The organism is Bacteriovorax sp. BAL6_X (assembly GCF_000443995.1).
GTDB lineage: Bacteria > Bdellovibrionota > Bacteriovoracia > Bacteriovoracales > Bacteriovoracaceae > Halobacteriovorax_A.
Window position 1 is genome coordinate 212,643 of record NZ_AUMC01000003.1, and the last position, 25,378, is coordinate 238,020.

The 25,378-nt window shown below is 35.7% G+C and carries 21 protein-coding genes and 1 tRNA gene; 15 read left to right on the forward strand and 7 right to left on the reverse strand.

Features of this window, described 5'->3' with window-relative positions:
• Positions 1-26 precede the first annotated feature (26 nt).
• The 4 genes from M902_RS01200 to M902_RS15630 all read left to right on the forward strand — a co-directional run bounded on the left by M902_RS01200 (position 27) and on the right by M902_RS15630 (position 5,904).
• The gene (locus M902_RS01200; protein ID WP_021265855.1) at positions 27-2,690 is read left to right on the forward strand and encodes a helicase-related protein; all 2,664 of its coding nucleotides are present in this window, start codon (positions 27-29) and stop codon (positions 2,688-2,690) included.
• Between the two features lie 5 nt (positions 2,691-2,695).
• A complete protein-coding gene (locus tag M902_RS01205) occupies positions 2,696-3,523 on the forward strand; it encodes a DUF455 family protein (protein ID WP_021265747.1) in 828 nt (275 codons plus the stop codon).
• Positions 3,520-4,410 (forward strand): hypothetical protein, encoded by an 891-nt coding sequence (locus tag M902_RS01210; protein ID WP_021266129.1) that lies wholly within the window; start codon positions 3,520-3,522, stop codon positions 4,408-4,410. The genes M902_RS01205 and M902_RS01210 overlap by 4 nt, the downstream gene beginning before the upstream one ends.
• A gap of 93 nt (positions 4,411-4,503) precedes the next feature.
• Positions 4,504-5,904 (forward strand): hypothetical protein, encoded by a 1,401-nt coding sequence (locus M902_RS15630; protein WP_021266249.1) that lies wholly within the window; start codon positions 4,504-4,506, stop codon positions 5,902-5,904.
• On the opposite strand, the gene M902_RS01220 is transcribed toward M902_RS15630, so the two are convergent.
• On the reverse strand, positions 5,901-6,701 hold the full coding sequence (locus M902_RS01220) for an HD-GYP domain-containing protein (RefSeq protein ID WP_021266039.1): 801 nt from the start codon (positions 6,699-6,701) through the stop codon (positions 5,901-5,903). The two genes, M902_RS15630 and M902_RS01220, sit on opposite strands and share 4 nt — an antisense overlap.
• Positions 6,702-6,887: 186 nt before the next feature.
• Between M902_RS01220 and M902_RS01225 the strand changes: the two genes are divergently transcribed.
• Entirely contained in the window at positions 6,888-7,958 is a 1,071-nt protein-coding gene (locus M902_RS01225) for a hypothetical protein (RefSeq protein WP_021266147.1), read from the forward strand.
• Positions 7,939-8,613, forward strand: a complete 675-nt coding sequence (locus M902_RS01230) for a hypothetical protein (protein ID WP_021266121.1) — start codon at positions 7,939-7,941, stop codon at positions 8,611-8,613. The genes M902_RS01225 and M902_RS01230 overlap by 20 nt, the downstream gene beginning before the upstream one ends.
• On the opposite strand, the gene M902_RS01235 is transcribed toward M902_RS01230, so the two are convergent.
• The 6 genes from M902_RS01235 to M902_RS01260 are packed head-to-tail and all read right to left on the reverse strand — an operon-like array spanning position 8,610 to position 14,072.
• Positions 8,610-9,776 carry a PLP-dependent aspartate aminotransferase family protein gene (locus M902_RS01235; protein WP_021265839.1) on the reverse strand — a complete coding sequence of 389 codons (1,167 nt, stop codon included), beginning with the start codon at positions 9,774-9,776 and terminating at the stop codon, positions 8,610-8,612. The genes M902_RS01230 and M902_RS01235 overlap by 4 nt on opposite strands.
• Positions 9,776-11,158, reverse strand: a complete 1,383-nt coding sequence (locus tag M902_RS01240; protein WP_021265745.1) for a pyridoxal-phosphate dependent enzyme — start codon at positions 11,156-11,158, stop codon at positions 9,776-9,778. Before M902_RS01240 ends, M902_RS01235 begins: the two co-directional genes overlap by 1 nt.
• Positions 11,155-12,156 (reverse strand): ArsA-related P-loop ATPase, encoded by a 1,002-nt coding sequence (locus tag M902_RS01245; protein ID WP_021266299.1) that lies wholly within the window; start codon positions 12,154-12,156, stop codon positions 11,155-11,157. Before M902_RS01245 ends, M902_RS01240 begins: the two co-directional genes overlap by 4 nt.
• Positions 12,157-12,174: 18 nt before the next feature.
• Complete coding sequence (locus M902_RS01250; RefSeq protein WP_021266028.1) at positions 12,175-12,987, reverse strand: ArsA-related P-loop ATPase; 813 nt, start codon at positions 12,985-12,987, stop codon at positions 12,175-12,177.
• Positions 12,987-13,637, reverse strand: a complete 651-nt coding sequence (locus M902_RS01255) for an outer membrane beta-barrel protein (protein WP_021266155.1) — start codon at positions 13,635-13,637, stop codon at positions 12,987-12,989. The genes M902_RS01250 and M902_RS01255 overlap by 1 nt, the downstream gene beginning before the upstream one ends.
• A gap of 45 nt (positions 13,638-13,682) precedes the next feature.
• Positions 13,683-14,072: a polyhydroxyalkanoate synthesis regulator DNA-binding domain-containing protein gene (locus M902_RS01260; protein WP_021265786.1), complete on the reverse strand. Its 390-nt coding sequence runs from the start codon at positions 14,070-14,072 to the stop codon at positions 13,683-13,685.
• Positions 14,073-14,563: 491 nt separating this feature from the next.
• Between M902_RS01260 and M902_RS01265 the strand changes: the two genes are divergently transcribed.
• From M902_RS01265 to M902_RS01305, 9 genes are all read left to right on the forward strand, one after another.
• Entirely contained in the window at positions 14,564-16,435 is a 1,872-nt protein-coding gene (locus tag M902_RS01265; RefSeq protein WP_021265897.1) for a tetratricopeptide repeat protein, read from the forward strand.
• A gap of 164 nt (positions 16,436-16,599) precedes the next feature.
• Positions 16,600-17,052 carry a hypothetical protein gene (locus M902_RS01270; RefSeq protein WP_156979684.1) on the forward strand — a complete coding sequence of 151 codons (453 nt, stop codon included), beginning with the start codon at positions 16,600-16,602 and terminating at the stop codon, positions 17,050-17,052.
• A gap of 106 nt (positions 17,053-17,158) precedes the next feature.
• A complete protein-coding gene (locus tag M902_RS01275; protein WP_021266490.1) occupies positions 17,159-18,922 on the forward strand; it encodes an ABC transporter substrate-binding protein in 1,764 nt (587 codons plus the stop codon).
• A gap of 114 nt (positions 18,923-19,036) precedes the next feature.
• Positions 19,037-19,978 (forward strand): ABC transporter permease, encoded by a 942-nt coding sequence (locus M902_RS01280; protein ID WP_021266171.1) that lies wholly within the window; start codon positions 19,037-19,039, stop codon positions 19,976-19,978.
• A gap of 8 nt (positions 19,979-19,986) precedes the next feature.
• Positions 19,987-20,859: an ABC transporter permease gene (locus M902_RS01285; RefSeq protein WP_021266318.1), complete on the forward strand. Its 873-nt coding sequence runs from the start codon at positions 19,987-19,989 to the stop codon at positions 20,857-20,859.
• 108 nt (positions 20,860-20,967) lie between these two features.
• Positions 20,968-21,798: a hypothetical protein gene (locus tag M902_RS01290; RefSeq protein ID WP_021265945.1), complete on the forward strand. Its 831-nt coding sequence runs from the start codon at positions 20,968-20,970 to the stop codon at positions 21,796-21,798.
• Positions 21,799-23,844, forward strand: coding sequence for a hypothetical protein (locus M902_RS01295; protein ID WP_021265890.1), 2,046 nt, complete (start codon positions 21,799-21,801; stop codon positions 23,842-23,844).
• An 83-nt stretch (positions 23,845-23,927) separates the two neighbouring features.
• Positions 23,928-24,011: transfer RNA gene (locus tag M902_RS01300), tRNA-Leu, on the forward strand.
• A gap of 285 nt (positions 24,012-24,296) precedes the next feature.
• Entirely contained in the window at positions 24,297-25,346 is a 1,050-nt protein-coding gene (locus M902_RS01305; protein ID WP_021265793.1) for a hypothetical protein, read from the forward strand.
• The last annotated feature ends 32 nt before the right edge of the window (positions 25,347-25,378 follow it).

Consider the following 25,378-nt stretch of genomic DNA (forward strand, 5'->3'; position numbering starts at 1 on the left):
TTCTTCCCTCAACGTACTCTTAAAGAATGAGCTCACAAGAAATAAATAAGCTACCTGACTTCTCTGCAATTCGAGAAAATATAGAAACAGAACGTAAAACGATTATTAAGGTCAATAATTTTTCCGATGATGATAGTTATGTTAGAGCAAGTGATGATGCTCTTGTTGTTCTTGGCTTTCTTGAATCAACACTAACTAAGTTATGGACAGTTTTTGATGAGAATCCATCTTTAGTTTATTTCTTTAACAAAGACTTCACTAATTTTAATTTATTAATTAAACAAGATAATATCCTTGATTTGATTTTTATTGACGATTGTATGATTCCAGAAAAGGAAGCAATCTTCTTTGGTCAAGATGGTGGCTTATCTCAAAATATCCTCTCTCTTCATGAGAAAACATTCTATGAATGGGGACAAAAGGTTTTAAATCAACATAATGAGACTCAAACTTTTATTCGTTCAGATATTGATTTAACAAAACATAAAATCAGTGAGCTCAAGTGTCAGTGTATTAAGTGTGTGAATGACTTTAGGGCACTCCTAAGAGACTCTGTTTATGAAAATTGTGTTGAAATCATCGAAACGACAAAGGAACAAATAAAAGAAGAAATTGATAGTGGAATTCATGTTGTTTCAGATATTGTATTTAAACTTCAAAAAACTCTCGATAAGAATTTCTACAAATTAAGAAATACAATTAAAAGATCTTCTTTAAATAGATTAGAGAATCAGGTTAAGCAATATTTTAAATCAGAATTTGCTTATCCATCAGAGCTTGCTTCTCTTCACCGAAGAAATGTAAGTATGTTATTTGATCAATACTTAGAAGCAAATGAGCTTAGTACTGATCTAATTACGGATGCTGAATATGACAAATTCTATCGTTCTCTTTCAACTCATTACTGGAGAAATGAAAGATATCTTGAGCGTGAATTTAAGAAATTTGTAAAATCAATTATCATTCTTAAAAAGAAAGACGTTTCTTCAACAATTCTACAAGAGTACCTTGGAGAGTTCTGGACACACTCATCTGCAAGACAAATGAAGAGAAAGATCGTCTACCATATGGGGCCTACGAACTCAGGTAAAACTTATCATGCAATTGAAAAGTTATCGACTGTCCCTAAAGGTTGCTACCTTGCTCCTCTAAGACTTCTGGCCGCAGAGCTTTACGATACACTAAATTCAAAAGGTGCTGTCACAACTCTACTTACTGGTGAAGAAGTAATCGAAAGAGAAGGTGCAACACACTACTCGTCGACTATTGAAATGGCGCGATTACAAGAAGTTTTTGATTGTTGTGTAATTGATGAAATTCAAATGATTACTGACCCTTCACGCGGGTGGGCGTGGACGAGAGCACTTGTTAATATTATGGCCGATGAGGTTCATCTTTGTGGTGATGCTTCTGCTCTTGATCTCGTAAAAGTTATCGTTGAGCTTTGTGGCGATGAACTAATTATTAATGAATATACACGTATGACAGAGCTTTCAGTTGAGAGGCATCCTATTGTTCTAGCTGATATGCAAAAGAATGACGCCCTTATTGTGTTTTCAAGAAAAAATGCCCTCAGACATAAAAGAGATTTAGAACGATTGGGTTATAAAGTTTCGATTGTTTATGGAAGACTTTCTCCTGAAGTTCGTCGAGAACAGGCACGTAAATTTGATCAAGGGGAAACAGATGTAATTGTTTCAACTGATGCTATTGCAATGGGAATGAACCTTCCTATTAAGAGAGTTGTTTTCTCAACTCTTTCTAAATTCTATGATGGTCATCAACATGATATCTCAGTAAGTGAGATAAAGCAGATCGGTGGACGTGCAGGACGTTTCCAAAGATTTCCTCGCGGAACGGTAACATGTCTAAGAAAGGTCGAAGATGGAATTGAATCAATTAATGAAGCATTAAGTGCAACCCTTGATCAAAGTGATCAGTGTATGGTTGGGCCAGACCTCGATATTTTCAATCAAGTTAATAAAGCACTAATTGATAATAATCTTCCAAAACTTAAGCTGTCAGAATTTCTACGTTTATTTAATACGATGACATTCCAAGCTCCTTTTTATTGTGTTGATATGAAGGAAATGATTGAGTTAGCTGAGATGGTTGAGGATGCTGACGCAAATGGTATTCTAACTGATGCTGAAATATTTGGATTTGCCTGTGCTCCAGTAAACCTAGGGCTAATGGATCACGTTCAATTCTATAATTGGATCCTACATAAATACGTTAATATGGAGGGGATTCCTTGTGAGCCGATTGAACATGGCTCAAATGATATTGACTATCTTGAAACTTCGATTAAATGTGTTGAGCTTTATCAATGGCTCTCTAGGCACTTTAATAATAAGAATTTTGTGTACTCTGAAGTTGAACTCCTGAATAATAAGCAACTTGCTATTGATCAACTTAATGAACTTCTTTCACAAAAAATTATTGCTAGATGCTCTTCATGTAGTGTTAAGTTACCTGAAGATTCTCGTTTTCCTATCTGTGAAGAGTGCTTTGAGAAGCGTAAGGCCAATCGTCGTAAACCTGGCGGTGGACGTTTTAAAGGCAAACCTGGGAGGGGTGGTGCCTCTAAGGGATCGACAGGAAGAAACTTCAAGGGGAAAGGTCGTCCTGGACAGAGTCGAAAAAGAAATGTAAGTCGTAAGAGAAAAAATACTACTTCTAAACCTTAGAGATTATGAATACTTTCGAGTACGCAAGGCTACTGCTAGAGTCTCCATTTCTTGAAGACAAACTAACGACATCTGCTGTTGTTACGGATCTAAATTATCATAAAACAAAAGATGGAATAAAGGATCTTCGTCCCGCTAGAGAGGGAAAGATCATTTTCTCTTGTGAACAACTGAAATTTCCAAAAAGAGGTAGTTTTCACTTAGATGAAAAGAAGGCGACGGCCTTACACTTCTTCGCAAATCATGAACTTTTAGCTATTGAAATGATGGCCACTGCCTTGATGTATATCCCAATAGAAGATAAGTCTCAATACAAGAGGATTGCCTCTGGTCTGTTACAAACTATTGATGATGAAATCAAACATTTTAATCTTTACCGAAAAAGAATGAATGACTTTGGGATTGATTTTGGAGATCTTCCTGTTAATGACTTTTTTTGGCGACAGATGCAAAAAATCACAAGTTTTGAAGAGTACTTTGCTGTGATGGCCTTAACTTTTGAAGCGGCAAACTTAGATTTTGCAAAATTTTATCGTGATATCTTTCAAGGTGTTGACGATAAAAAGTCAGCAGCAATTTTAAATGTTGTTTACGAAGATGAGATTTCTCACGTTGGCTTTGGCGTTCACTGGCTAAATAAGTGGCGTAATCAAAGTGATCTATGGGAATTCTATGTACAGTCGCTACCAGATCTTCTTTCACCTGCTCGTGCAAAGGGAATGATATTTGATCGTGAAGGACGAGTAAGAACTGGGATGGATGACGACTTTATTTCTCGTATTGAGAATTTTAAAGATGAATTTATCGTCACGAATCGCAAGGAGTGGAAGTGAAGTATCGTGTTAATCTCGACTTTGATGCTGCTCTTGCTGCTAATAATCCAAAAATTAAAATTGATAAGTACTTAACAGAGTTAGAGTATATATTCTTCCTAGTTAATGACTCTAGTGAAAATACTCTGTGTTCAAAATTAACTTATACACAAGAGTACTTAGATCACTTGTCTCACTTTGGTTTTATAACAGGGACTGTAACAAGGGATTTTAGTCATTATATAAATTGGTGGGGGGATCTTAGAGATTTCAAAAATACCCAGCTTTTAAATTCGAAATGTTGGTTGGCCAGTTGGCATAGGCCCTTAGCTGATCTAATTATAAATAAGAATGATAATGTTGAAATTCATGGTATACATTTCTATCGTCCTGATCAAACCTTTTCCGGTATTGGTAATAAGATAATTAACAACCATGCGGATTTAGAACGTGTGAACTTACCAGGTGTTCTTTCTAAATATGTTAAGGTTATTAAAACCTTTGGTATTACATACGATTTTAAAAAACAAGACTTCTTTGTTGTTGAAAACTTAACGGGTCCAAATGGCCAGTTTAAGGGTGGTCGTCTTATTGATTTAGTTGAAATTGGATTGGAATTCAACCTCAACTCTATTATCAATCTAATCAAAGAGAACTTACCGAGTAATTCGGTACAAAAAATTCAATTCGATAATATGATCTATGAAGATGAGAGTGGAGAGCTAAAACTTTGCCCACTTGTTGAGTTAAATTACCGTCGGACTATGGGAGAAGTTATTTTTAATGTGACGAAAACTCTGGGAAAAGGAACACTCCACTTTGGCGATAAACAGTATCTTAATAAAGATTCTGTCATTCTATCACCTCCATTCGTTAAAAATATTTGCTACTATAACCGAGCTGTGTAGTTGGTTAAGATTGCTAAATAGATAATATTCCTTCGAGGATTCTCAATTATAAAGTAAAATGGAAGAGTTCTTTGGTTTAGATTAGGAGTATTTGTGGCCAAGAAAGGTTTTTTTGACAAGATGAAAGGGAAGCTAAAGAAGTCTGAAGAAGACGAAGAGCTACTCGAAGAATTTGAAGAAGATGAATTTGAATCTGATGAGGATGATTCTGACTTTGATGATGCAACATCAACAGATGTAAAAATACCTAGTGCCCAAGAATTGGAAGATACTGAACTTGAAGACGAATCTGATACAGCTGATGTTACTCCTCCACAATCTCACGAGGAAATCTTAGATGAAGATGATGAAGAGTATGACGAAGAAGACGAAGATGACGAAGATGACGAAGACGACGAAGATGATGAAGATGAGTCCTTTGTTGAAAAATATTTTCCATCTGTAGCAAAGCTTTTTAACAAAAAATCATCTGAAGAAGATGATCTAGATGAGGATGATGATCTAGAGTCTGAAAACGACGATGAAGAAGATAAGTCATTTCTTGAAAAGCAACTTCCATTCTTAGCTAAGATATTGAAGAAGAAATCGTCTAAAGATAGTAACGATGAAGACGAAGACGAAGACGAAGACGATGAAGATAGCGATGAATATGACGATGACGAAGATGATAAAAAGGCCAACGATAAAAGTAAGCTAATTAAAATTGTTCTTATTGTTGCAGTTGTTCTTTTAGCGATCGATCAATTTGTGTTAAATGACAGTAGCGATAATGAGGTCCCAGAAGTTCCTCCTGTCAAAAGGCAGAAGAAGCCACGTAAGAAAAAGCCAAAAAAGGTAACAGAAACAAAGGAATTACCGAAGGCCGTTGGACAAGCTGAACCACGAGTTGAAAAACCGGTACAACAACAAGACGAAGTTAAGATAGAAGAGACTAAGGAAGTTCAACAAGATCCTACTCCTGACGTACAACCGGAACAAAAAACTGAAGAGCTAGTCCAAGAACCTGTTGTTGTGCCTAGTGAGCCTCAAGTTGAAGAAACAGACCCTGAGCCAAGTTTAGAACTTGGAGAAAAGAATACTGAGTCTATTCCAGAAGAAGTCATTACTCCAACAACTCCTGTCGATTCTAGTATCAACTTTGGAGAGAAAGACGATGAAGTTGAAGAGAAGGCCGACTCTCTTGATAATCAATTAGATAAAATTGTTGATAAATTAGAAGAAGAGAAGAAAGAGGTCGTTGAAAAATTAGATTATGTTGCCCCTCCGAAATACACGGAGTTTGGACGTGGTCTAGTTTATAACTGTAAAGGAAAACATTGGGCCTGTATTGATCGCGATGCCTATATTAAATGTGAAGATAATATGAAGTGGGCACAACAAGAAGGTAAAGCTAATGAATGTGCAACTTCTAAGATTTTAGCATCAGAATATGACTGTAGAACTTTACAGGAGTACTATATTAATACTGTTGCTGAAACACCAAATTGTAATTAAGCGGCGTCTTTCTTAAAGAGGCCATCGATGATTGTAAGCGTGAAAGTCTTTTCTTGTTTCACTTCTTCTTTTTTCATCGCTCTGATAAATGCTTTTGCTAACTCTGGGTCAAATTGTGATCCAGAGAACTCTTCTAGCTCAGCATAGGCAACTTCATAATCAAGTCCTTTACGATAAACTCGAGTTGATGTCATAGCGTCGAAAGTATCGGCAATTAGAATGATACGAGAAAATAATGGAATATCTTCACCCTTAAGTCCGTCTGGGTATCCTCGTCCATCCCATCTTTCGTGGTGATATTTTGCAAATGTTGCGACTTTTTCAAAGTGGGTAAAACCTTGTAAAATTTCAAATGATTTTTCAGGGTGACTTTTCATTTGAAGAAACTCATCTTCTGTAAGTCGTGAGGGCTTATTTAGTACCTCATCAGGCACACCTATTTTACCAATATCATGAAATAAAGCAGAAAGTTCTAGGTCATATAATTCGTCTTCGTTTAGTCCTATTTCTTTTCCAAGAGTTAGACTAAAGTAGGCAACACGCGTACTGTGTCCGTAAGTGTAGTGGTCTTTACAATCTAGTGCATGAAGAATCGTTCTTGCGGCCATTTCGCAAATCTTTTTCTGCTCAAGCTTTAGTGCTTTATTCTCAGCTTCTAATCTCTGTGTTGGATCATCAGTTACACCCTTAGCATTAACGATGGTTTTTTTGGAGTGACTCTTCTTTGCTGTCGTGCTTTTGCGCGTACTAGCTTTCTTACGCCTCTCTCCTAAATTTACGATTTTACTCTTCTTCATTTATAAGACCTAGTGTTACAGTCGGGTTATACCCATATTCTAATAATTCTTCGGGTCATTCTTAAGGAATCTTTAATTTAATCGGCTCATTTATATGATATTGGTTGCTTAATATGCTAAAATGAATTTTCAAGATGCCAAAAATTCGTGTCATCGCTATTTAATTTTAAATACTTAGGAAGAGTTATGCGTATTAGAATCATCGAGACAAATCTCGATAAAATTGCCGTAGATAAGCTCAATAATCTACTAGAATTGTTAGAGCTTTCAGATCTTAATAAAGAAACTTCAGAAGAAAATAACGAGTCGGCCGCGAGTCAAGTTGCCTTTACCAAGTCACATCTCGATGTATCAAATGATGAGTACTTCATTGTTGTATTTAATGACGGGGATCAGATAGACAAATCAATTCTAGAAAATGAAATGTGCTTAGGTGTATTCTTTGCTGAGAAAACAGTAGATGAAAACCTTCTCAATATGAAAAATGCAATTGAGGGCCTAAAGGCCATGGAGCTACAAAAAAAGCTTCTTTATAAGATGAACAGTGTTATGGAAGGACTTGTTGGACAAGTTGAAAGCATCAAGGAGATGCATAAGAATATGGCACCGTTTAGAAGTGAAAAGATTCGTGGTGTTGGAATCACATCTCGTTTTTGTGCGGGAACATCTAACGGCGGAGAGTTCTTTGACTTCTTTAAAGTTGGTGGAGATGTTTGGATTATCTCTCTTCATGCTTCTTCTTATATGTTAATTGGAAATTTCTTAACAATGATTGAAGGATGGAAGGCCGAGGGCACTCTCTCTATGGATAAGATACTTAATCACTTAGAAAGTCGCCAAGAAGATTTTTCTGAATTTGGAGAGGCTTCAATTCTTGTTTCTAAATTAACTCTCGCCGATCTAACTCTTGAGAGTGTTAATATAGGTGGCCATGAAATTCTCTCTCATAAAGATATTCTTGTTAATTCTAATGAATATAGTTTTCCTAAATCATATGAAATTAAGAAAGAAAGTACACAGTTAGAAAAAGGAAAGGGAGTTCTTTTACTGTCTCCTGGATACTTCAAAAATAATGACCACATCGTAAATGGTGAAGAATATATCTCTTTTATTAAGAAAAATTGGTCTTCCCCAGTCGAGTTAATTAGTGAATTAACATTTCAGAGTAAAAAGGGATATAATGAAGATGAGTTTTTACCAAACGATCAAACCATCTTAATGGTAGAGGTAGATAAAAATGCAATTTCTAAAATCTAGTATAATTACCTTAGTTGCTACAGGCTCGATGGCCTTTACTGGAACAGAGTGTTTTCAATCTTCATTCGATGTAACTGTAAAACATAAATCTGCGCCATTTGGACTTTTGAACAAGACAATTACTATTAGCAAGAAAGAATGTGAAATAGAAATAGCCCATAATCAGTACAAGTACATGAATCGTAATTGGCTTATCGATATTTGTCGTGATCCAATCCACGTAAAATCGACTTCTAACTCTGTTGATGTATATCGCAAACAAGGTGAGTGTCATGCGACTTCAAATGAGTTTTGTGATGAGTATAAAACAATCAAGAAAATTATTGAGGATGACGGTTTAATCTTTGCCTCAGGTGCAAAGAATAGTCTCAATGATGATCATGGCCGTGTGTTTTGTGCAAAACTTTTAGTTGAAGAGTATTTAAATACTAATACAGTCTTTGGCCGTAACGGTAATTATGATTACTTAATGATTAAAAAGCCAATAGCAAGAATTCCGGAAGACCTTAAAAGAAAGAGAGCTGAATTTAAAGCGGCTCAAGAAAATGTTGAAATAAAAGAAGATGATGGCCAAGATAAGTCGAATACAGAATCGACAATTGAGTCTTCTAGTGATTTTCAAATTGATGAAAACGCTGGTCCTGGCAGTTTCTAGATTGATTTAAAGGCGGACTCTAGATCGTCAATCAAATCATCGACATCTTCAATACCGACAGATAATCGAATAAGGTTATCTGTCAGTCCAATACTTTCACGAACACTTTTTGGAACTGAAGCATGAGTCATAATGGCCGGATGTTCGATTAAGCTTTCAACTCCGCCAAGACTTTCAGCAAGTGAGAAAATTTCTACTTTTTGTAAAAACTTTTTTGATTTTTTTATATCACCTTTCAAAAAGAAGGTAATCATCCCACCAAAGCCTGACATTTGCTTCTTAGCAAGTTTGTGCTGTGGATGTGACTTAAGCCCTGGATATGAAACTTTTTCTACTTTTGGATGGGATTCTAGGTACTTTGCCACCTTCATAGCATTCTTAGCATGAGCTTCCATTCGTATCGCAAGAGTTTTAATACCCCTTAGTACGAGCCAAGAGTCAAAAGGTGATTGAGTCGGCCCTAAGGATTTTTGCAATGTCCACAACTTCTCATAGAGTTTCTTATTATTTAACATACATGCACCGCCTACAACATCAGAATGGCCATTGATATATTTTGTCATTGAGTGCATGACAATATCGGCACCTAGATTAAGTGGGTTTTGGAAGTAGGGGCTCATAAATGTATTATCAACAACAGTAATGGCCTTGTGTGTTTTAGCTAGCTTAGAAATCTTTTCAATATCAGATATTTTTAAAAGTGGATTTGTTGGTGTCTCAACCCATACGAGTTTAGGCTTATGCTCTTTTAAAGCTGCTTCAACTTTCTTAACATCAGTAGTATCCACAAAAATATAATTATGAATTTTATTAAAGACAGTCGTAAAGAGTCGGTATGTACCACCATAGACATCATCACCACATAGGATTGTTGAACCTACAGGGAGTGCGTGCATAATAAGCATTTCAATTGAGACACCACTTGAAGTTGCTAGTGCGTACTTTGCATTTTCAAGAGCAGCAAGTGATTCCTCTAGTCTTGTACGAGTAGGGTTGTGGCAACGAGAGTATTCATATCCTTGATGTACTCCCGGACTTGTTTGAGCATAGGTGGTTGTCTGATAAATTGGAGGCATTACTGCGCCTGTCTCTTTATCTGGATAACCACCAGCGTGTACGCACACTGATGACTTACCTGCCGATTTCAGTGTGCGCTTCTTCATTAGTTTGAGCCTTTTTCAGACATGTATTGAAGAACATCAATTTCAGAAAGTAAGTCTGAAACTTTTCCACCTTTTGTGATCACTGCAACTTCCTTCTTTAGAAGAGCATCAGCAACAGTCTCAAGTAGTTCATTGCAATCAACAACACGGTATTTGTTTGTGATCGCTAGTGAAATATTATCATCTTTTTGGAATTCACCCATAATAACAGGCTTAATAAGACTTCTTTCAGTACATAGACCAAGTACATCACCGTCCTTGTTTAGAACAGGAACTTGAGAGATGTTTTTTTCTTCCATTAGTGTAATGGCCTCTCCGATAGTTGTCGTGTCTTGTACCGTAATAATATTTCCGTCCTTACCTAGAGTATTTAATACTTCTGAGATTTGAACATTAAATGATGAATCAAGGTAGCCACCATCACTCATCCAATCATCATTATAGATTTTTGAAGCGTAACGGTTTCCTGAATCGTGAAGAAGAATTAGGATCTTCTTTGGTTCAGTTTGCTTAGCTGCGTACTTTAGAGCACCTTCAATTACGGCCCCAGCAGAACCACCAGCATAAATACCTTCTTCTTTAAGAAGCTTTCTTGTCATTAAAAATGATTCTTTGTCATTAACAACTTCAAAGTCGTCAATTAGATCAAAGTCGTAGTTTTCAGGAATAAAGTCTTCACCAACACCCTCTAGAACATATGAGTGAGCTTGACCCATCTCTCCTGTTTTGTGGTAACCAGCGATGATTGAACCAACACAGTCAACACCAACGACTTCTACCTTATCCATTTTTTCTTTGAAGTAACGGCCACATCCACTGATTGTTCCACCAGTTCCAACTGCTGCCATGAAAACATCAAAATCACCTTGAGTTTGCTCATACATTTCTGGAGCAGTCCAAGTATAGTGAGTATTTCTGTTATGTAGATTATCGTATTGATTTACGTAAAATGAATTTGGAATAGTTTCTGAAAGTTTTTTAGAAACAGAGTAGTAAGAGCGTGGATCTTCCGGCTCAACATTTGTTGGACATACAACAACTTTTGCACCGAATGCTCTAAGGTTATCTATTTTTTCTTTTGACTGCTTGTCTGCTAGTACGAAAATACACTTGTAACCGTGAACAGCTGCCCACATTGCAAGACCAACACCTGTGTTTCCAGAAGTACCTTCAATAATTGTACCACCTGGTTTTAGAACGCCTTCTTCAACGGCACGATCTAGCATATAAGCACCGATGCGATCTTTTGTTGATCCACCAGGGTTCATATACTCTAATTTTACATAGAACTCGCAATTTGTATCTTTACCAATACTATTTAATTTTACGATTGGCGTATTACCAATTGCTTCAACAACGTTTGCCTTAGCACCTTTCATCATAATTCTTTCTCCGTTTGCTTCCAATATTCCTGTAGCGCCCTTAGTTGCTCTATAGGATCAAAAGTCACAAGATCTGGAAACGTTAGAGTTTCGATATTAGACTTTTTTGAAATGGAAGTTTTTATTTCTTCTTGTTTAATTATTGTTTTTTTAAACTCTTTCATTCTTGCAGTTTTTGGCTGCCAAGATGTGAGGTTGTTATACCATGATTTATTGATAATAAGGTAACGTTCGGTGTCCATTTGGGCCTGAATTGAGTCAAAGATTTGCTTTGTCTCAACTTCTTTCATATGTTCGGCCGATGTTACTAAGTACCACCTTGAGTGAGCAGGATCATTTAAAGTCTTTTCTACACTTAGTCCATCGATAAATTTCTCACGATTTCCGTAGAGGATTGAAATAGCCTCAAGGAAGTCGTTGATAAAGCCCTGGCCAGTGACACTTTCTAAGTAACTTAGAAATTTCTCAATTCCTGTTGAAATAATGCGATTGAAAAAACGCCCTGGTTTATTCTGATTAGTTATATAGTTAAAAGCTTCTGCAAAAGTTTTATTAAAAAAGCGATTGATTTTCTTTGATGAGTTTAGGAAATCTAGAAAGTTTTTTCCTGGTGCCGTGTCTACAACAATTGCATCATAGATATTGCGATTTATTTGCGTTTGTATTTCAAGAACGGCAAGAATCTCGTTGAGGCCACCTCTTGAACTTGTTAGATTTTCTAAAATTTTATTATCAACTTTAGAACCAAGAATTTTTTCAAAAGATGACTTACAATCTAATAGGAGAACATCAAAAGAAATCTTTTCATTCTTAAATTCAACTATTTCTGATTGGTCTTTTAAGTTCAATAATTGTCTTAGGCGCTTGGCCGGATCAATAGTGATTAAAAGAACTTTCTTATTATCAGCTGCTAATGAAAAGGCACGGGATGCAGAGATTGTTGTTTTTCCAACACCTCCTGTTCCACAAAAAATTTCAATTTTTTTAAAGTCCTTCACTAGTAAGCCTATTTTAAATTATTTTGTTTTAAAGATATCCATTTTTTCAATTAGCAGGTCACTTAATGCTTTTACTTGTTGCTCTTGGTTCTGAGCAATAATTAGCGGGAAGTGTAGATCATATTTTACCTGAAACTTCATCTGCAATTGCTTTTGATTCTCAATCTTTACTTTAATAAAGTCGGGAGTATCATCTTCAGGGAACTTATTCAAAGTTAAGTCACAATTGAGTATTTCAATTGTTGAAATACTGTATTCATCAGCGAGTTCAGTTCTTAATTCAACACCTTCTTCAACTGCAAGCTCTGTTGGAATACTAACCACTACACATTGAGTGTGTTCTTTATTCGTTAAGAAGTTATGCATCTTATCGATATCGTTTGCAATTGGCCCAATTTTAAAAATATCTTTAAAGACCTTAGGTGAGTGGATTGTAGAAAGTAGATGTCCAGATGCTGGTGCATCTACTATCACAATATTCTCTTCATCTTTTGCAAGGTCAATAATGTGCCCAAGAAAAATGAGTTGACCAAAGCTTGGCACCATATCAAAGAGGGCCTTAAAGAAAGAAGTTGAAACAATCCACTTTGCAATTGTCTTAGAGTTGAGTTTTCGAGCAATATACTCTTGTACAGAGCTTAGATGAGTTAGTTCAACTGTATTGATATCGAGAGACTTGATTAGTTCTTTATCTTCATTTTGTTCAAACGAGAAATAATAAACATTCTTATTATGATTGAGGTCTGAAATCGACTTAGTAAGCGCCAGGGAAGTGAGGCTTTTTCCAACGCCTCCTTTTCCCGTGACGATATATAAGTCTTTAAACTTCATTAGAATTTGTAGAAGACCGTAAGTAGAACTTTAAAGTAGTATCCCTCAACATCAGAGCGATTCTCTTGATCTACATCAAACGGATCGTTGAATGTGGCCATAGCACCAACAGAGATTTTTCTATTTAAATCAAAGTCTGCACCTGCGCCAAGTTGATAACCAAACACCGTCTTTGCATCTGACTTATAAGATTCAGTCTTAATTTGTGGTCTAAAAAAACCAAGACCTGCTGCAAGGAATGGTTGGAAAGCATCGTAATGAAATAGTTTTCCTTTCGCTCCAAAAATAAGCCCTGCTGTTTTTGAATATGTGTCTTCAAATTCATGCTTTGAATAATGTAGGTTGGCGTAAAAATCAAATGAGTAAGACGCTTTATAGTTATAGAATAATTCGGCCGTAATTTTATCTTCACCGTTATCTTTTAGATCACTCATTAGAAGTGTTTGTCCAATTCCGATCCCAACTGAATGAATGTGAAGCTCTTGACCACTAAGTAGGGCCGCTGCCGCTGCAGCACCAGAATTTTTCTTCGCTGATTTTGAAGAAGTGAGCTGTTTAACTGTTTGTGCTTGTGTTTGAACACCAAAAATAAAAAGGCCTGCTAAAATAACTGCAGGCCTTAATATAGATTTTGAAATTTTAGAAATCATTTCACCCTCTAAACTAAATATATATGCAGTAATAACTGCCTTATATTAGTTTAAAGTAGTCGTTGTTTCAACAGAAGAGTTTAGGTTTGCTGCACTGTTGAAAGCGTTGAAAGTTTGAGCTGGAGCTTCTTCAACAACTGGAGCTTCAATACCTTCTAGACCTCTAATATATCCAGTGAATGTACCTTCTTCACCACGGATAACTCTTTTAAGAAGTTCTACGTCACCTGGCTTAGTTGACTTTTTCTCTTGATCAAAAAGAAGTTGAATTTGAGTCATGTAAGTGATGTCGTTTTTAGTCTTGTTATCGATAACTTGAATCTCGTGACCTTCTCTGATGATTTGAGCGATCTCTTCAAGTGTTACATAGCAACTTTGGTGTGTGTCATAAAGTTTTCTGTTTTGGTACCTTTTAATAATTCTTACATCATTCATTCTACTACCCCTATTGGTTTACGAATATATCTCAAGTTTAATTTTAGAATTCTCTTGAGCTAAAACGAGTTAATAATTAACACGACGCTTTCTAATAGTTAAGCTTTTTGTATAAATTTCACCGTTAATATATATCAAGTAAAATTAAATACTTACTAGTTCAACTTATTACAAAAGACAGGTTGGTGTTCATATATTTTATTGATTCCCGCTGTGTCTATTGCTGAGCGTTTTGAAATTTGCATCAGAGAAGTAACAGTCTATGACAGTAACTGTCAAGGGATAGGCTTCTTAATTTTATCTAAATTCAAAGAGAATCCATTTATTTGCCATGATTTCAACTATTTATCATGCATTAGGTCGAGCTAATGCAAGTTGTTGATTCTTGAGTACTTACTTATGTTGCCCCTACGAAATTAAGGATTAATTTTCTTTAAGAAATATCTATTTAGGACGATGAGTGAATGAGGCAGTAAGGCCAAGGATATTAAATGTTTAAAATTTTCATTAAAAATTCACTCTGCACCGTAGCTTTAGTAACACTTGTTGGTTGTGCGACGACTAGCAGTGTTAAAGATGATTCTGACTCTAAGACTAATGTAGAATCTCAGCTTTCAAATACGATTACTGATATTGAAAAGGCAAGGCGTGCCCAGGAGTTTGTTGATCAATCTCTTTCAGAAATTGTAGAAGAGGCAAAGACAAAGGGTGAGGTGACAGTTAACTTTATTGCTAGTGATCTATTCCTAAAAGCCGCGGATGCCTCGTTAAGTGGTGACTCTGTTTCGGCTTCGCTAATTTTAAAACACGTTGTTGAGCTAAAGCCTAAAGATATTTACCTTAGAAAAAAGTATGCAGTAGAGTTAATCAAATCGAGCCAACTAGAAGATGGAAAAAAAGAACTAGAGTACCTTATAAAGCACGCAGATAAAGAGATTAAGGTGAAGGCCAAGTTGTTACTTGCTGGTGTATATGGTGCCCTTGGTAGCTCAAAGAAATCAATTCAGTTATATCGTCAACTAGTCTATAAAACGAAACCAATTTTAAGTGAAGCTTGTATTTACTTATCGAAGGCGTATGTTGATGCAAAAAAATTCAAGAAAGCTGTTGGTACATTAAGTTATTGCTCTAAAAAAGACCGTGAAAATCGCAGTGAGTATGCTTTCCATAAAGGTAAGATTTATTTTGAAAAATCTGATTACAAGAATGCGAAGAAGTACTTTAATAACTCACTAAAGCTAGATCCAACAAATCAGCAGAGCACTATTCTTCTTGGTATGATTTACGAGCAAGAAGGAAACTTTGAATCTGCAAAAATCCTTTATCATAAATTTTTAAAGTATGACTCAAATAATTATACAGCTCTTGGGAAGTACGTTAATTTATTATTCTCAGATGGAGAGTATAAAAAAGTTGTTCCATATTTAGAGAAATTACTAGCACTTGATCCTGAAAATCTAAATTTAAAAGTTAGGTTAGGGGTTATTTACACAGAGACTGATAGAATTGAAGATGCAAAGGGTATCTTTAAAGAGATCCTTTCTGTTATACCAGATTCTGATAAGGTTCTGTACTATCTAGCAAGTCTATATCAGAAGTCTAACGAGGGTGACTTAGCTGTAACATATTTTTCACGTATTAAAGAAGACAGTTCACTCTTTCATGAGTCTAATATTCAAATTGCTAATATCTTAAATACCTATGCACAAAAAGACCGATCTCAAGAAAAGCGTTTTGTTGAATTCGTTAAAGAACGCTCGCTAACATCGAAAGAGTTACGCTTTGAGCTAGAGGTGATTCTTGCGGGCTACTACGAAAATAGAAAAGACCTTGGAAGAGCGATAGCTCTAATGGAGTCTCAAGTTGAGCACGATAGCTATACTGATGGACATGCATACTACCTAGCTTCATTATATGAAAAAGATAAAGCCTTCACAAAAGCAGAGAAAATCATGCTTGATATCTTAAAGCGTGATCCTAATAATTCTCATGCACTAAATTTTCTAGGATACACATATTTAGAGCAAGGTGTTCATATGGATAAGGCCTATGCTTATATTAAAAGAGCTGTTCAGCTTAATCCACAAGATGGTTATATCCGAGACTCTTTAGGTTGGTATTATTATAAAACTGGTGAGTATCAAAAAGCATACCGCGAAATTAAGAAGGCCTTTGCCCTTGTTAGTGATGATGTGGTCATTGCAAAGCACCTAGGGCTCATATATACTTCTCTAAAGAAGCCAGAAAAGGCTCGTCAATATTATGTCGAGGCACTTAAAAATTGTACGAAAGTAAACGAACGCGAAGAAATTCTAAATTATATCGAAAAGCTGGATTCTGTGCGCTTGCCGGCATCTCGTTAATATCCTGTACAACAAATCCAATCAAAGATGATATAGATGCTAAGGGCTCAACTGATAAAGTTGTGGCCCATAAGCTTCTTAGCAGTGGATTATGCAATGAGTTTAAAGGTCGAGGCCGCTTAAAATTTGGTAAAAATCAGGATCGATTTACTTATAATGCTATTTTGAATAAAAAATCTTTTAGTTTGGCCATTGATGTTCCTTTTAAAGGTCAAGAAACTCTTATTCTTCCACTCGACGCCTCTAGGCCAATTCAAGGAACTCTTTATAAGAAAATTTCAACCGAGTTAGTGAAGGCGGGGCGTTATTCCTCTTTAAAAATTTTAGATGACTTTTTATTAAAAAATCGACTCTTCTTCAGTGACTTGAAAAATATCGATAGCAATTATTGTGACAGTGGGTGTCTTGAAGGGAAACTTACACATTACAGCAATGGCAATGTAGACTTCGAAAGAAAGATGCTTGGAAAGTATGAGTATCATGCAAGCTTCGGCCAACTCGAGGCCAACGAATATAGATTCATAAGGCTGGAAGGTGTTAGACAAACGAAAAATTCACAAAAAGAGCAGAGAGTTTTGGCCTTAGATCTAATCGTAGATAGCTGCGGTTCTATCTAGCAGCGCAACACCATCTCCTAATAAATTCTAGTAAATTTATCTTATCTCTTGTATAAATTACTCTAGTATTATTCTATGCAATAATTTTTTGAACAAAGGATGGTTTATGAAATCAAGGAATCTTGTTTCATTTTTAATCATGGGACTATTAACTTTAACAGTTTCATGTACAAAAAAAGTAGATCTTAGTGAAAAAGTTCTACACCTGGCCGTTACTTCAGAAGTGAAGGGAATGGATCCAATTTACTCAAACGACAAGTACTCTTCAAATGAAGTTGGTCGTGTTTACGAAGGTCTACTAGAGTATCATTACTTAAAAAGACCATACACGCTTGTGCCAAATCTTGCAGAATCTCTTCCAGAAGTTTCTGAAGATGGACTAACTTATACTTTCAAAATTAAACAAGGTGTTCTATTTCACGATGATGCTGCTTTTAAAGACGGTAAAGGTCGTGAGTTAGTTGCAGAAGATTTCGTATACTCAATTAAAAGACTTGCTGATCCAAAGCTTCAGGGACTTGGTTGGTGGTTACTTCAAGACAAGGTAGTTGGTCTTGATGAGTGGCGTGAGAAAAATTCTAAAAAAGATACTGTTGATTATACGGAAGTTATTGAAGGTCTAAAGACTCTTGATAAGTATACTCTTCAGTTTAAATTAAAAAAGCAGTTCCCACAATTCCTATACTCTCTTGCTATGCCATTCACATTTGTTGTCGCTAAAGAGGTAGTTGATCACTACGGGAAAGAATTCCTTAATCACCCTGTTGGTACAGGACCGTTTATGCTTAAGGAGTTCCGTCAGTCTGCAAAGAAATTTACTTACGAGAGAAATCCTAACTTTAGAAAGAAACTTTTCCCAACTGAAGCAAGTGATGAATTCAAGCACATGCTTAAGTATGCTGGTAAGCCAGTTCCTTTTGTAAATAAAATCGAAGTTAATATTATTAAAGAAGATCAACCAAGATGGCTAAACTTCCTAAAGGGTAGAGTAGACTATATTGGTATTCCTAAAGATAACTTTGAATCAGCTGTTACACCAGGTAAGGGACTAGGGGATGAGTTTGCTAAGAAAGGAATTGAACTTTCAGTTTCACCATCTCTAGATGTTACTTACACAGCATTCAATCACGATTTAAAACTATTTCACAATGTTGACTTAAGAAGAGCACTTGCTCTTGCTTATAATGTTAAAGAGTTTAATAAGTTATTCTATAATGACACAGCTCTTCCTGCACAATCAGTTGTTCCTCCGGGAATTGCTGGTAATAAGCCTGACTACGTAAACCCTTACAGAAACCGTGACCTTGAAAAAGCCAAAGCACTACTTGCAAAAGCTGGTTACCCAGAAGGTAAAGGTCTGCCTGAAATTACTTATGACTGTCCAAGTTCTTCAACTTCAAGACAGATTGGTGAGCTATTCAAGAAACAAATGGCAGAAATTGGTGTAAACATCAAAGTTGTTCAAAACTCGTGGCCAGAGCTTCAGAAAAAAATCACTGCTCGTCAGGTTATGCTTTATGGAATCGCATGGGGCGCGGACTACCCAGATGCTGAAAACTTCCTACAGCTACTTTACGGACCAAATCGTTCACCAGGTGCTAATGGATCAGGTTACGACAATCCAAAGTTCAATGAACTTTTCGCAAAAGCTTCAATTATGCAAGATTCTCCAGAGAGAACTGCAATTTATGAGCAGCTTAATAAGTTGGCCGCTGAAGAAGTTCCATGGCTTTACGGTGTTCACCGTCAGTCATACCTAATCAAGCATAGCTGGTTAAAGAACTACATCACAACTGACTTCGAAGCTGGTCAAGCTCAATATCTAGATATTGATCTTGAAGCTAAAAAGAATATGCAATCAAAATTATAATTAATTTATAGCGCTGGAGTTTTCTCCGGCGCTTATTTAATGAAGCAATCGAAATGGTTGCTTTTTTAAATAAGCGAAATGCTTTAATTAAGTAAGAGCTAAGGAGCTGTTTTTGTGAATACTTGGTCATATATTTTAAGAAGATTACTTTATACGATCCCTATCATTCTTGGGGTGTGTTTAATTATTTTCGCAATCTTTAATCTTTCTGGGTATGATCCTGCCCAACTTCTATTAGGTAAGCACGCAAGTGCGAAGCAAATTGCAGAGGTAAGACACGAGCTAGGTTTAGATCGTCCTCTTGTTGAACAATATATTGGTATCGTAAAGTCTGCGTTTACATTCGATTTTGGTCGTTCATGGGCAACTAAGCAGAGTATTATTGAAATGATCAAAGAAGGTGCGATTCCATCACTTACGTTAACACTTCCGGCTTTCTTAATATCGACTATTCTTTCAATCTTATTGGCGATTGTCGTATCGTTCTTTAGGGGGAAAGCAATTGATAGAATATTAGTTATTATAAGTGTTTCTTTAATGAGTATTCCTTCTCTTGCATATATTCTTTTCTTCCAAAAGTTTTTTGCATATGAGCTAGGTTGGTTTGAAATTTCAGGTTACGAACATGGATTCCCTTACTTCATTCCTTACATCATTCTTCCTGTTATTATTATGGTGGTCTTAAATTTAGGTCCAGACCTTCGTTACTTTAGAACAGTTATTCTAGATGATATTTACCAAGACTATGTTCGTACTGCTCGTGCAAAAGGTCTTAGTGAAAGAGTTGTTCTTTTAAAGCACGTTTTAAAAAATTCATTAATCCCAATTATTACATATGTAGTTATTCAAATCCCTTTCCTTATTTTAGGTGCTCTACTTCTTGAGAGTTTCTTCTCAATTCCAGGGCTAGGTGGATTAACTGTAAAAGCTGTATTTGATAATGACTTTCCTGTTATTAAGGCAATGACGATTCTTTCGGCAATGGCCTATATCATCTTCACAGTAATTACGGATATTCTATATACAATCGTTGATCCAAGAGTAAGGTTAAAGTAGGAGTTGTCATGTCAGCAAATTTATCAAGCGAATCAAAATCACTATGGGGACATGCTTGGACTGAGCTTAAAAAAGATAAAGCCGCAGTCTTCAGTATGGTTGTTATTGGATCATATGTATTACTAGCTGCTCTTACTTTTTTTGGAGTCATTGCAGGTGAATGGTCAAAAGAAATTGGTGCATCTTATATGCCACCAAGTGCCGATGCATTATTTGGAACAGACATTTTCGGACGCTCTGTTGTTTATAAAACGCTTAAGGGTGCAGAGATGGCAATTGGGATTGGTTTCTCAACTGCAATGATCTCGACAGTAATTGGTGTTACTCTAGGTCTTATGGCCGGATACTTTGGTGGTAAAGTCGATGAAATCATCGTTTGGTTTTATACTTCACTTGCATCGATTCCATATATCATGCTTCTTTTTGCTGTAACAATGGTACTAGGGAAAGGAACGTCGTCATTATTCTTAGCTCTTGGGGTAACTTCTTGGGTCGGTCTGTGTCGACTTGTGCGAGGTGAAGTTCTTCGTCACAAGGAAAGAGAGTATGTCCAAGCGGCGGCAGCTCTTGGTGCTGGTAATATGAGAAGAATGTTTAAGCATATTCTTCCTAATATCTTTCACATTGTTATCATTCAATTCTCTTTGAGATTTCAACAGGCGATTAAGTCTGAGGTTATCCTTTCTTATTTAGGACTTGGTGTTCAAGGCCAGCCATCTTGGGGAACAATGATTGATGATTCAAAACTTGAACTTGCTCGTGGTGTTTGGTGGCAGCTTTCTGCGGCAACATTAGCAATGTTTGTACTTGTTCTTGCACTAAACCTTCTTGGAGATGCACTTCGTGACTCTCTAGATCCAAAGCTTAAAGGTAAAGCGTAGGAAAACACTCTACTATTAAAAAATAGCTTAATTTATTTACTTAATATTCCGATAAATATTGTTAAGAGGGCCTAGAAATAGGCCCTAATTTTATGAACTTACGGGATTATGAGAGAGATAAACTTAAGCCTCCAGCAGATTAAAAACAACCCTCTCCTTAAAGGGGAGTTGTATTGGTCACGTCCAAGTGGCAGACGACTTCTTATTGGTCGTGCTGGAGAGTTTGTAAATCTCGAATTAGTAGAAAAACTTTCTCAACAAAATGATCAATTTTTCCAAAAAATAATCATCGATGAAGAGCGAGTCTCTAAGGTTGTCGATCACTTTATGGATCTTCAGAAGGCCCAGTTGGAAGAGGTTAAACTACGTTATCGTAATCTTATATTGGTGGACTTCTATCGTGCTTTAAAAGATAGTGAGAAATCTTCTACACTAGACTTCGTTTTTATTTGTCATGAAACTTTCTATGAATTTAATAATGAAAATATAAATCTTGAAGAACAATTTATTAAAACAAGTGCAATTACTTTTAAGAAGGCACAAGTTATCGCTTCTTCTGTTGTTTACTTGTCACTAGTGTCTGGCTATCTCGACTTTAAATTTTTAAAGGAAGTTTTTAACACTATTCTGCTGACATATTATTCATACGTTTGCCGAAGCGGTGTTTGTGTTACAGATCAGTTATCAAGCCTAGAAGAGACATATGACAATGTTAAGTATTTAAAGAGCCTATCTAAGGACTTTTTTGAGGTCGATTATAACTTGAATGACGATGTTAGTGGGCTATGGCGTAAGGTTCATGATCGAGTGTTCGCCTTAGAGATAGAGTTTGATTCTAATGATATTGAAGTTATCTTTAAATCGATTTTAGAAAATGTAAAAGACTATCGTTACTTTAATGAAATCTTCTCGCAAGAAGATATCGATAGGAGCGCTTAGGTGACTAATAGAATTGAAATTTACACGTTCATTGAGCAAGAGCTTTTTGGTAAGCTTGTTGAATTAATGTGTGAAGACTTAAATTTTATTCAAGTCGAAAACATCACTGAGCTAGCGGATAAGAAAAATATTATTGTTGATGATATTACTTATAAGAATACTAATCCAATGGGAAAAGTAGTCTATATTAGTGAAGAAGTTAAAATTGGTGAAGTCAGTCTTACTCCCGATGCCATCTATACTGAAAACTCATTTATTTTAAATGAAATTGAAAATTACTTTGGTGTTTTACAAACTCCTAAAAATCGTATTTTTCCACAATTTACGAAAGTAAAGCAGTACAAAATTCTTTCTCGCTTTAGTGTCGGTTACTACTGTGATCTCGCAAATTTTAAGGCACATGAAAACGGATTTGATATTAAAAACCTCTCGTTAAGTTTACAAGGAGTGCTTAATGGTATTGTCTTAGTAAGAGAATGTGCTCCTGTTGAAATGGAAATGCTATTTAGTGACGAAGAGCTACTCATTAGTATGAATATTTCTTCTATTTTTATAGATGATGAATTGATTAATGAGATTTATCGTTTTATATCGAATGACTTTTCATACCTTTGCCTAAGAGTAAATCGTAAGAAAGGAAAATTGGATTTAAGATTCTCTCTACAAAAGAAGAAGTCATATATCGCGCGTTTTGATTATGAAGTAGAAACGTCTAGAGTTGGTATTAATAGTGAACTCGCGGTAAACCCTAATGGGAAAATTGTAGATCACTCTAACTTCCATGATCCAATCGTAAAAAAAGTAACACTTAAAGAATTAAAGCGTATGATCGACTTTCTTTCTAAGAGGGACGTTACAAACGATGACTTTCTCGATCACCTAGAGGCTTATTCAGATAAACAAATGTTAAAAGTTCTTGCTGATGATGATATCGAGTTTATTAAAAAGTCAGTTCTTAAAAAAGAGAGAGCGGAGAGCTTAAAAGAAGCGATCAGGCTTACTGTTACTAATAGTTTTGAGGATCAAAGTCGCGAAGAGTTTAATGAAAACTTCTTTAACAAGATAGATAGACATACTTTAAAAGACCTTGTTAAAGCCGAGAATTGGCCAGTTGATAATGACTCTCTAAAAGAAGAAATTAAGTCTAAAATTCTTAATGGGAAAGGTCCAGAAACCTATAATGAATATCTGAATTCACTTCAAGGCTATGTTGAAGAAAATTATAATATTCCAAGAGAAGACTTTGAAACAGTTAAAGAAGGTGTTGAAGGAAGTCTTGTCGAAGAGGTTCTAGAGAGCAGTGGTAAGTCTGTAGAGCAATTTATAAGAGAGTCAGAATACTTTGCCATGAAAGAAAAAGTAGCTCGTATGAGTCACTTATTTGAGCAAATGCATACCAAGTTAGAGCAAGCAAAGCAATCATCGAGCAATGCCGCTCCTGATAGTGTTGAAGATGGTGAATCTCCTCTAGGAGGTATGGGAGAACAACGTGCAACTCAAGATTTAGAAGAAAAGGTTAAACAACTTTCAAAAGAACTCGAACTTAAAAATGATTCAATCGAAGTAATGAGTCAAAAAGTTGATGCTGCTAATATATCAGCAGCAGAAGATAAACAAGAGCTTTCTCTGGCCCAACAAAAGCTTAAAGAAGAGATCTTAAAGGTTGAGGGCCTAGAAAAAGAATTATCAAAGTTTAATGGGGGAGCATCTAGTGGTGCTGACTCAGGTGAAGATATTGAGACAAAGCTAAAAGACGCTAATATTGAAATTAAGATGTATAAGCAAAGACTTAAATTTGCTCAGTCTCAAATTCAAACACTAGAAAAAGCAAAGAAGGCCGCTGCAAGTGGTGGAGTAGGAAATAAGAAAATTGCTCACCTTGAGAAGCTAATGGATAAACAAAATAAGATTAAATCGAAGATGGAAACAGAAATATCCTCTTTAAAAAAAGATAATCATAAAATAAATCAAGAAAATAAAATTCTTTCAAATAAAATTAAAGACTTAGAGAGAAAGCTGAATAATAAAAATAAAACAGCAGCTTAATTTTTTTCTTGCCATTTTGAATGAACTCCCTTATAAATATTCTCACGCCTTACCAATGAAATTTTTGAAAAATTTTTAATTGTGCCCAGATGGTGAAATTGGTAGACACGCTAGACTTAGGATCTAGTGCCTTTGGCGTGGAGGTTCAAGTCCTCTTCTGGGCACCATCTTTTTGGTAGATCGCTTTCGCGGTCTTTTTTTTTGCCTTTTTTGCAGGCGGCAATTAGTAATAGGCTAATTGAAGCCGTGCAACCCTGATGAGCGACCATGATGGGAGCGAAAGAGGGTCCCATGCAATCTTGTTAACTCAATTTAAACCTCCAACTTCGTAAAATTAATTAATCGTATTACTTGTTTAAACGATCCTATGTTCCACTCTGCACGTAGAAGGTTGCTTCAAATCAATCATTTGCTATAATTAAATATATATTGTGGTTAAAAATTGGATCTAAGTGAAAATTATCAAGGTAATTCTAATAACTCTCTTTTGTTTCTTTACTGTAAGTGCAGAGCCAATTGATTTTAAAGAAGTAGTTAGTAGTAAAAATGTCGACTTTATTAAATTCCCATATCAAATAGCTTTTGATGGAGAACGACTATCTGAAATATATAAGAAGTTTATTATTGATGAAGCTGTCGTCAGTATTAACCACGAAATGGTTAAGCGAACAATGAAGGCGAATCAAATAGACTTTTCAAAACTCCACAAGGATACGATTCTTCAGCTTTATATTTCAGTCGATTTACTAGATTATAATAAATTCACTGTTTACCAACATCAGCTGAATAAGACAGAACAAATAAGTCAAAATAGTATGAATAGAATAAAAGAAAAGCTAGAGCAAAATACATTTCGTTCTTCTGTTTTTTATATGGCCTCTTATGGAAAGTTTTCACAAGCTAACCCATCTTATGCGGATGTTAGCTTTTTGCAAAATTCACCAGTCTCTCTAGGTTTAAGCTCTGCTTATTATCCAAAGGATAGTTCATATAATATTTCTGGCAGTCTTTACTATTCTTATCTAACGACTGCTGAGATAGACAACTATACTAGTGATGAAGTTAAGGTCGATCCTGAAATTGGCGGCAATATTTATTTTTCTTATCGCTTACAGTCTCCTGCTATCTCATTGTATGCAGGCTTTGATTTTGAAAAGTTTAATACTTTCAATCTTGAAAATTTACAGAAGAACGACCTTGTTACTTTCGATACAAATGAAGTGCTCTACCTTACTGTAGGAGCCTCTCGTTCAATAGAGGTACTAGGACATAGGATTTTTACTAAATTAAGCTATTCACAGTCGCTATCATCTCAAAGAAGCATAAGTTTAGCTAACGCAGAAAATACACAAAGTTTTACTGGTAGCAAAATTCTCTTATACCTGTTTAAAAACGTCGGGAATAACTTCTTTGCTCATAGCTTAATTAAATATCATTGGATGAGCGGCCCATCAGATATCACAACACTACGAGTGGGGCTGGGTTTTGGCTATATTTTATAAAACTTAAACTTTTGCTCACTAATGCCGACAAT

What these genes read in the sequence shown, in the direction of transcription:
- M902_RS01200 (WP_021265855.1), top strand. Translation starts at nt 27, where the DNA reads ATGAGCTCACAAGAAATAAATAAGCTACCTGACTTCTCTGCAATTCGA.
- M902_RS01205 (WP_021265747.1), top strand. Translation starts at nt 2,696, where the DNA reads ATGAATACTTTCGAGTACGCAAGGCTACTGCTAGAGTCTCCATTTCTT.
- M902_RS01220 (WP_021266039.1), bottom strand. Translation starts at nt 6,701, where the DNA reads ATGAAGAAGAGTAAAATCGTAAATTTAGGAGAGAGGCGTAAGAAAGCT.
- M902_RS01225 (WP_021266147.1), top strand. Translation starts at nt 6,888, where the DNA reads ATGCGTATTAGAATCATCGAGACAAATCTCGATAAAATTGCCGTAGAT.
- M902_RS01230 (WP_021266121.1), top strand. Translation starts at nt 7,939, where the DNA reads ATGCAATTTCTAAAATCTAGTATAATTACCTTAGTTGCTACAGGCTCG.
- M902_RS01235 (WP_021265839.1), bottom strand. Translation starts at nt 9,776, where the DNA reads ATGAAGAAGCGCACACTGAAATCGGCAGGTAAGTCATCAGTGTGCGTA.
- M902_RS01240 (WP_021265745.1), bottom strand. Translation starts at nt 11,158, where the DNA reads ATGATGAAAGGTGCTAAGGCAAACGTTGTTGAAGCAATTGGTAATACG.
- M902_RS01250 (WP_021266028.1), bottom strand. Translation starts at nt 12,987, where the DNA reads ATGAAGTTTAAAGACTTATATATCGTCACGGGAAAAGGAGGCGTTGGA.
- M902_RS01255 (WP_021266155.1), bottom strand. Translation starts at nt 13,637, where the DNA reads ATGATTTCTAAAATTTCAAAATCTATATTAAGGCCTGCAGTTATTTTA.
- M902_RS01260 (WP_021265786.1), bottom strand. Translation starts at nt 14,072, where the DNA reads ATGAATGATGTAAGAATTATTAAAAGGTACCAAAACAGAAAACTTTAT.
- M902_RS01265 (WP_021265897.1), top strand. Translation starts at nt 14,564, where the DNA reads ATGTTTAAAATTTTCATTAAAAATTCACTCTGCACCGTAGCTTTAGTA.
- M902_RS01275 (WP_021266490.1), top strand. Translation starts at nt 17,159, where the DNA reads ATGAAATCAAGGAATCTTGTTTCATTTTTAATCATGGGACTATTAACT.
- M902_RS01285 (WP_021266318.1), top strand. Translation starts at nt 19,987, where the DNA reads ATGTCAGCAAATTTATCAAGCGAATCAAAATCACTATGGGGACATGCT.
- M902_RS01290 (WP_021265945.1), top strand. Translation starts at nt 20,968, where the DNA reads ATGAGAGAGATAAACTTAAGCCTCCAGCAGATTAAAAACAACCCTCTC.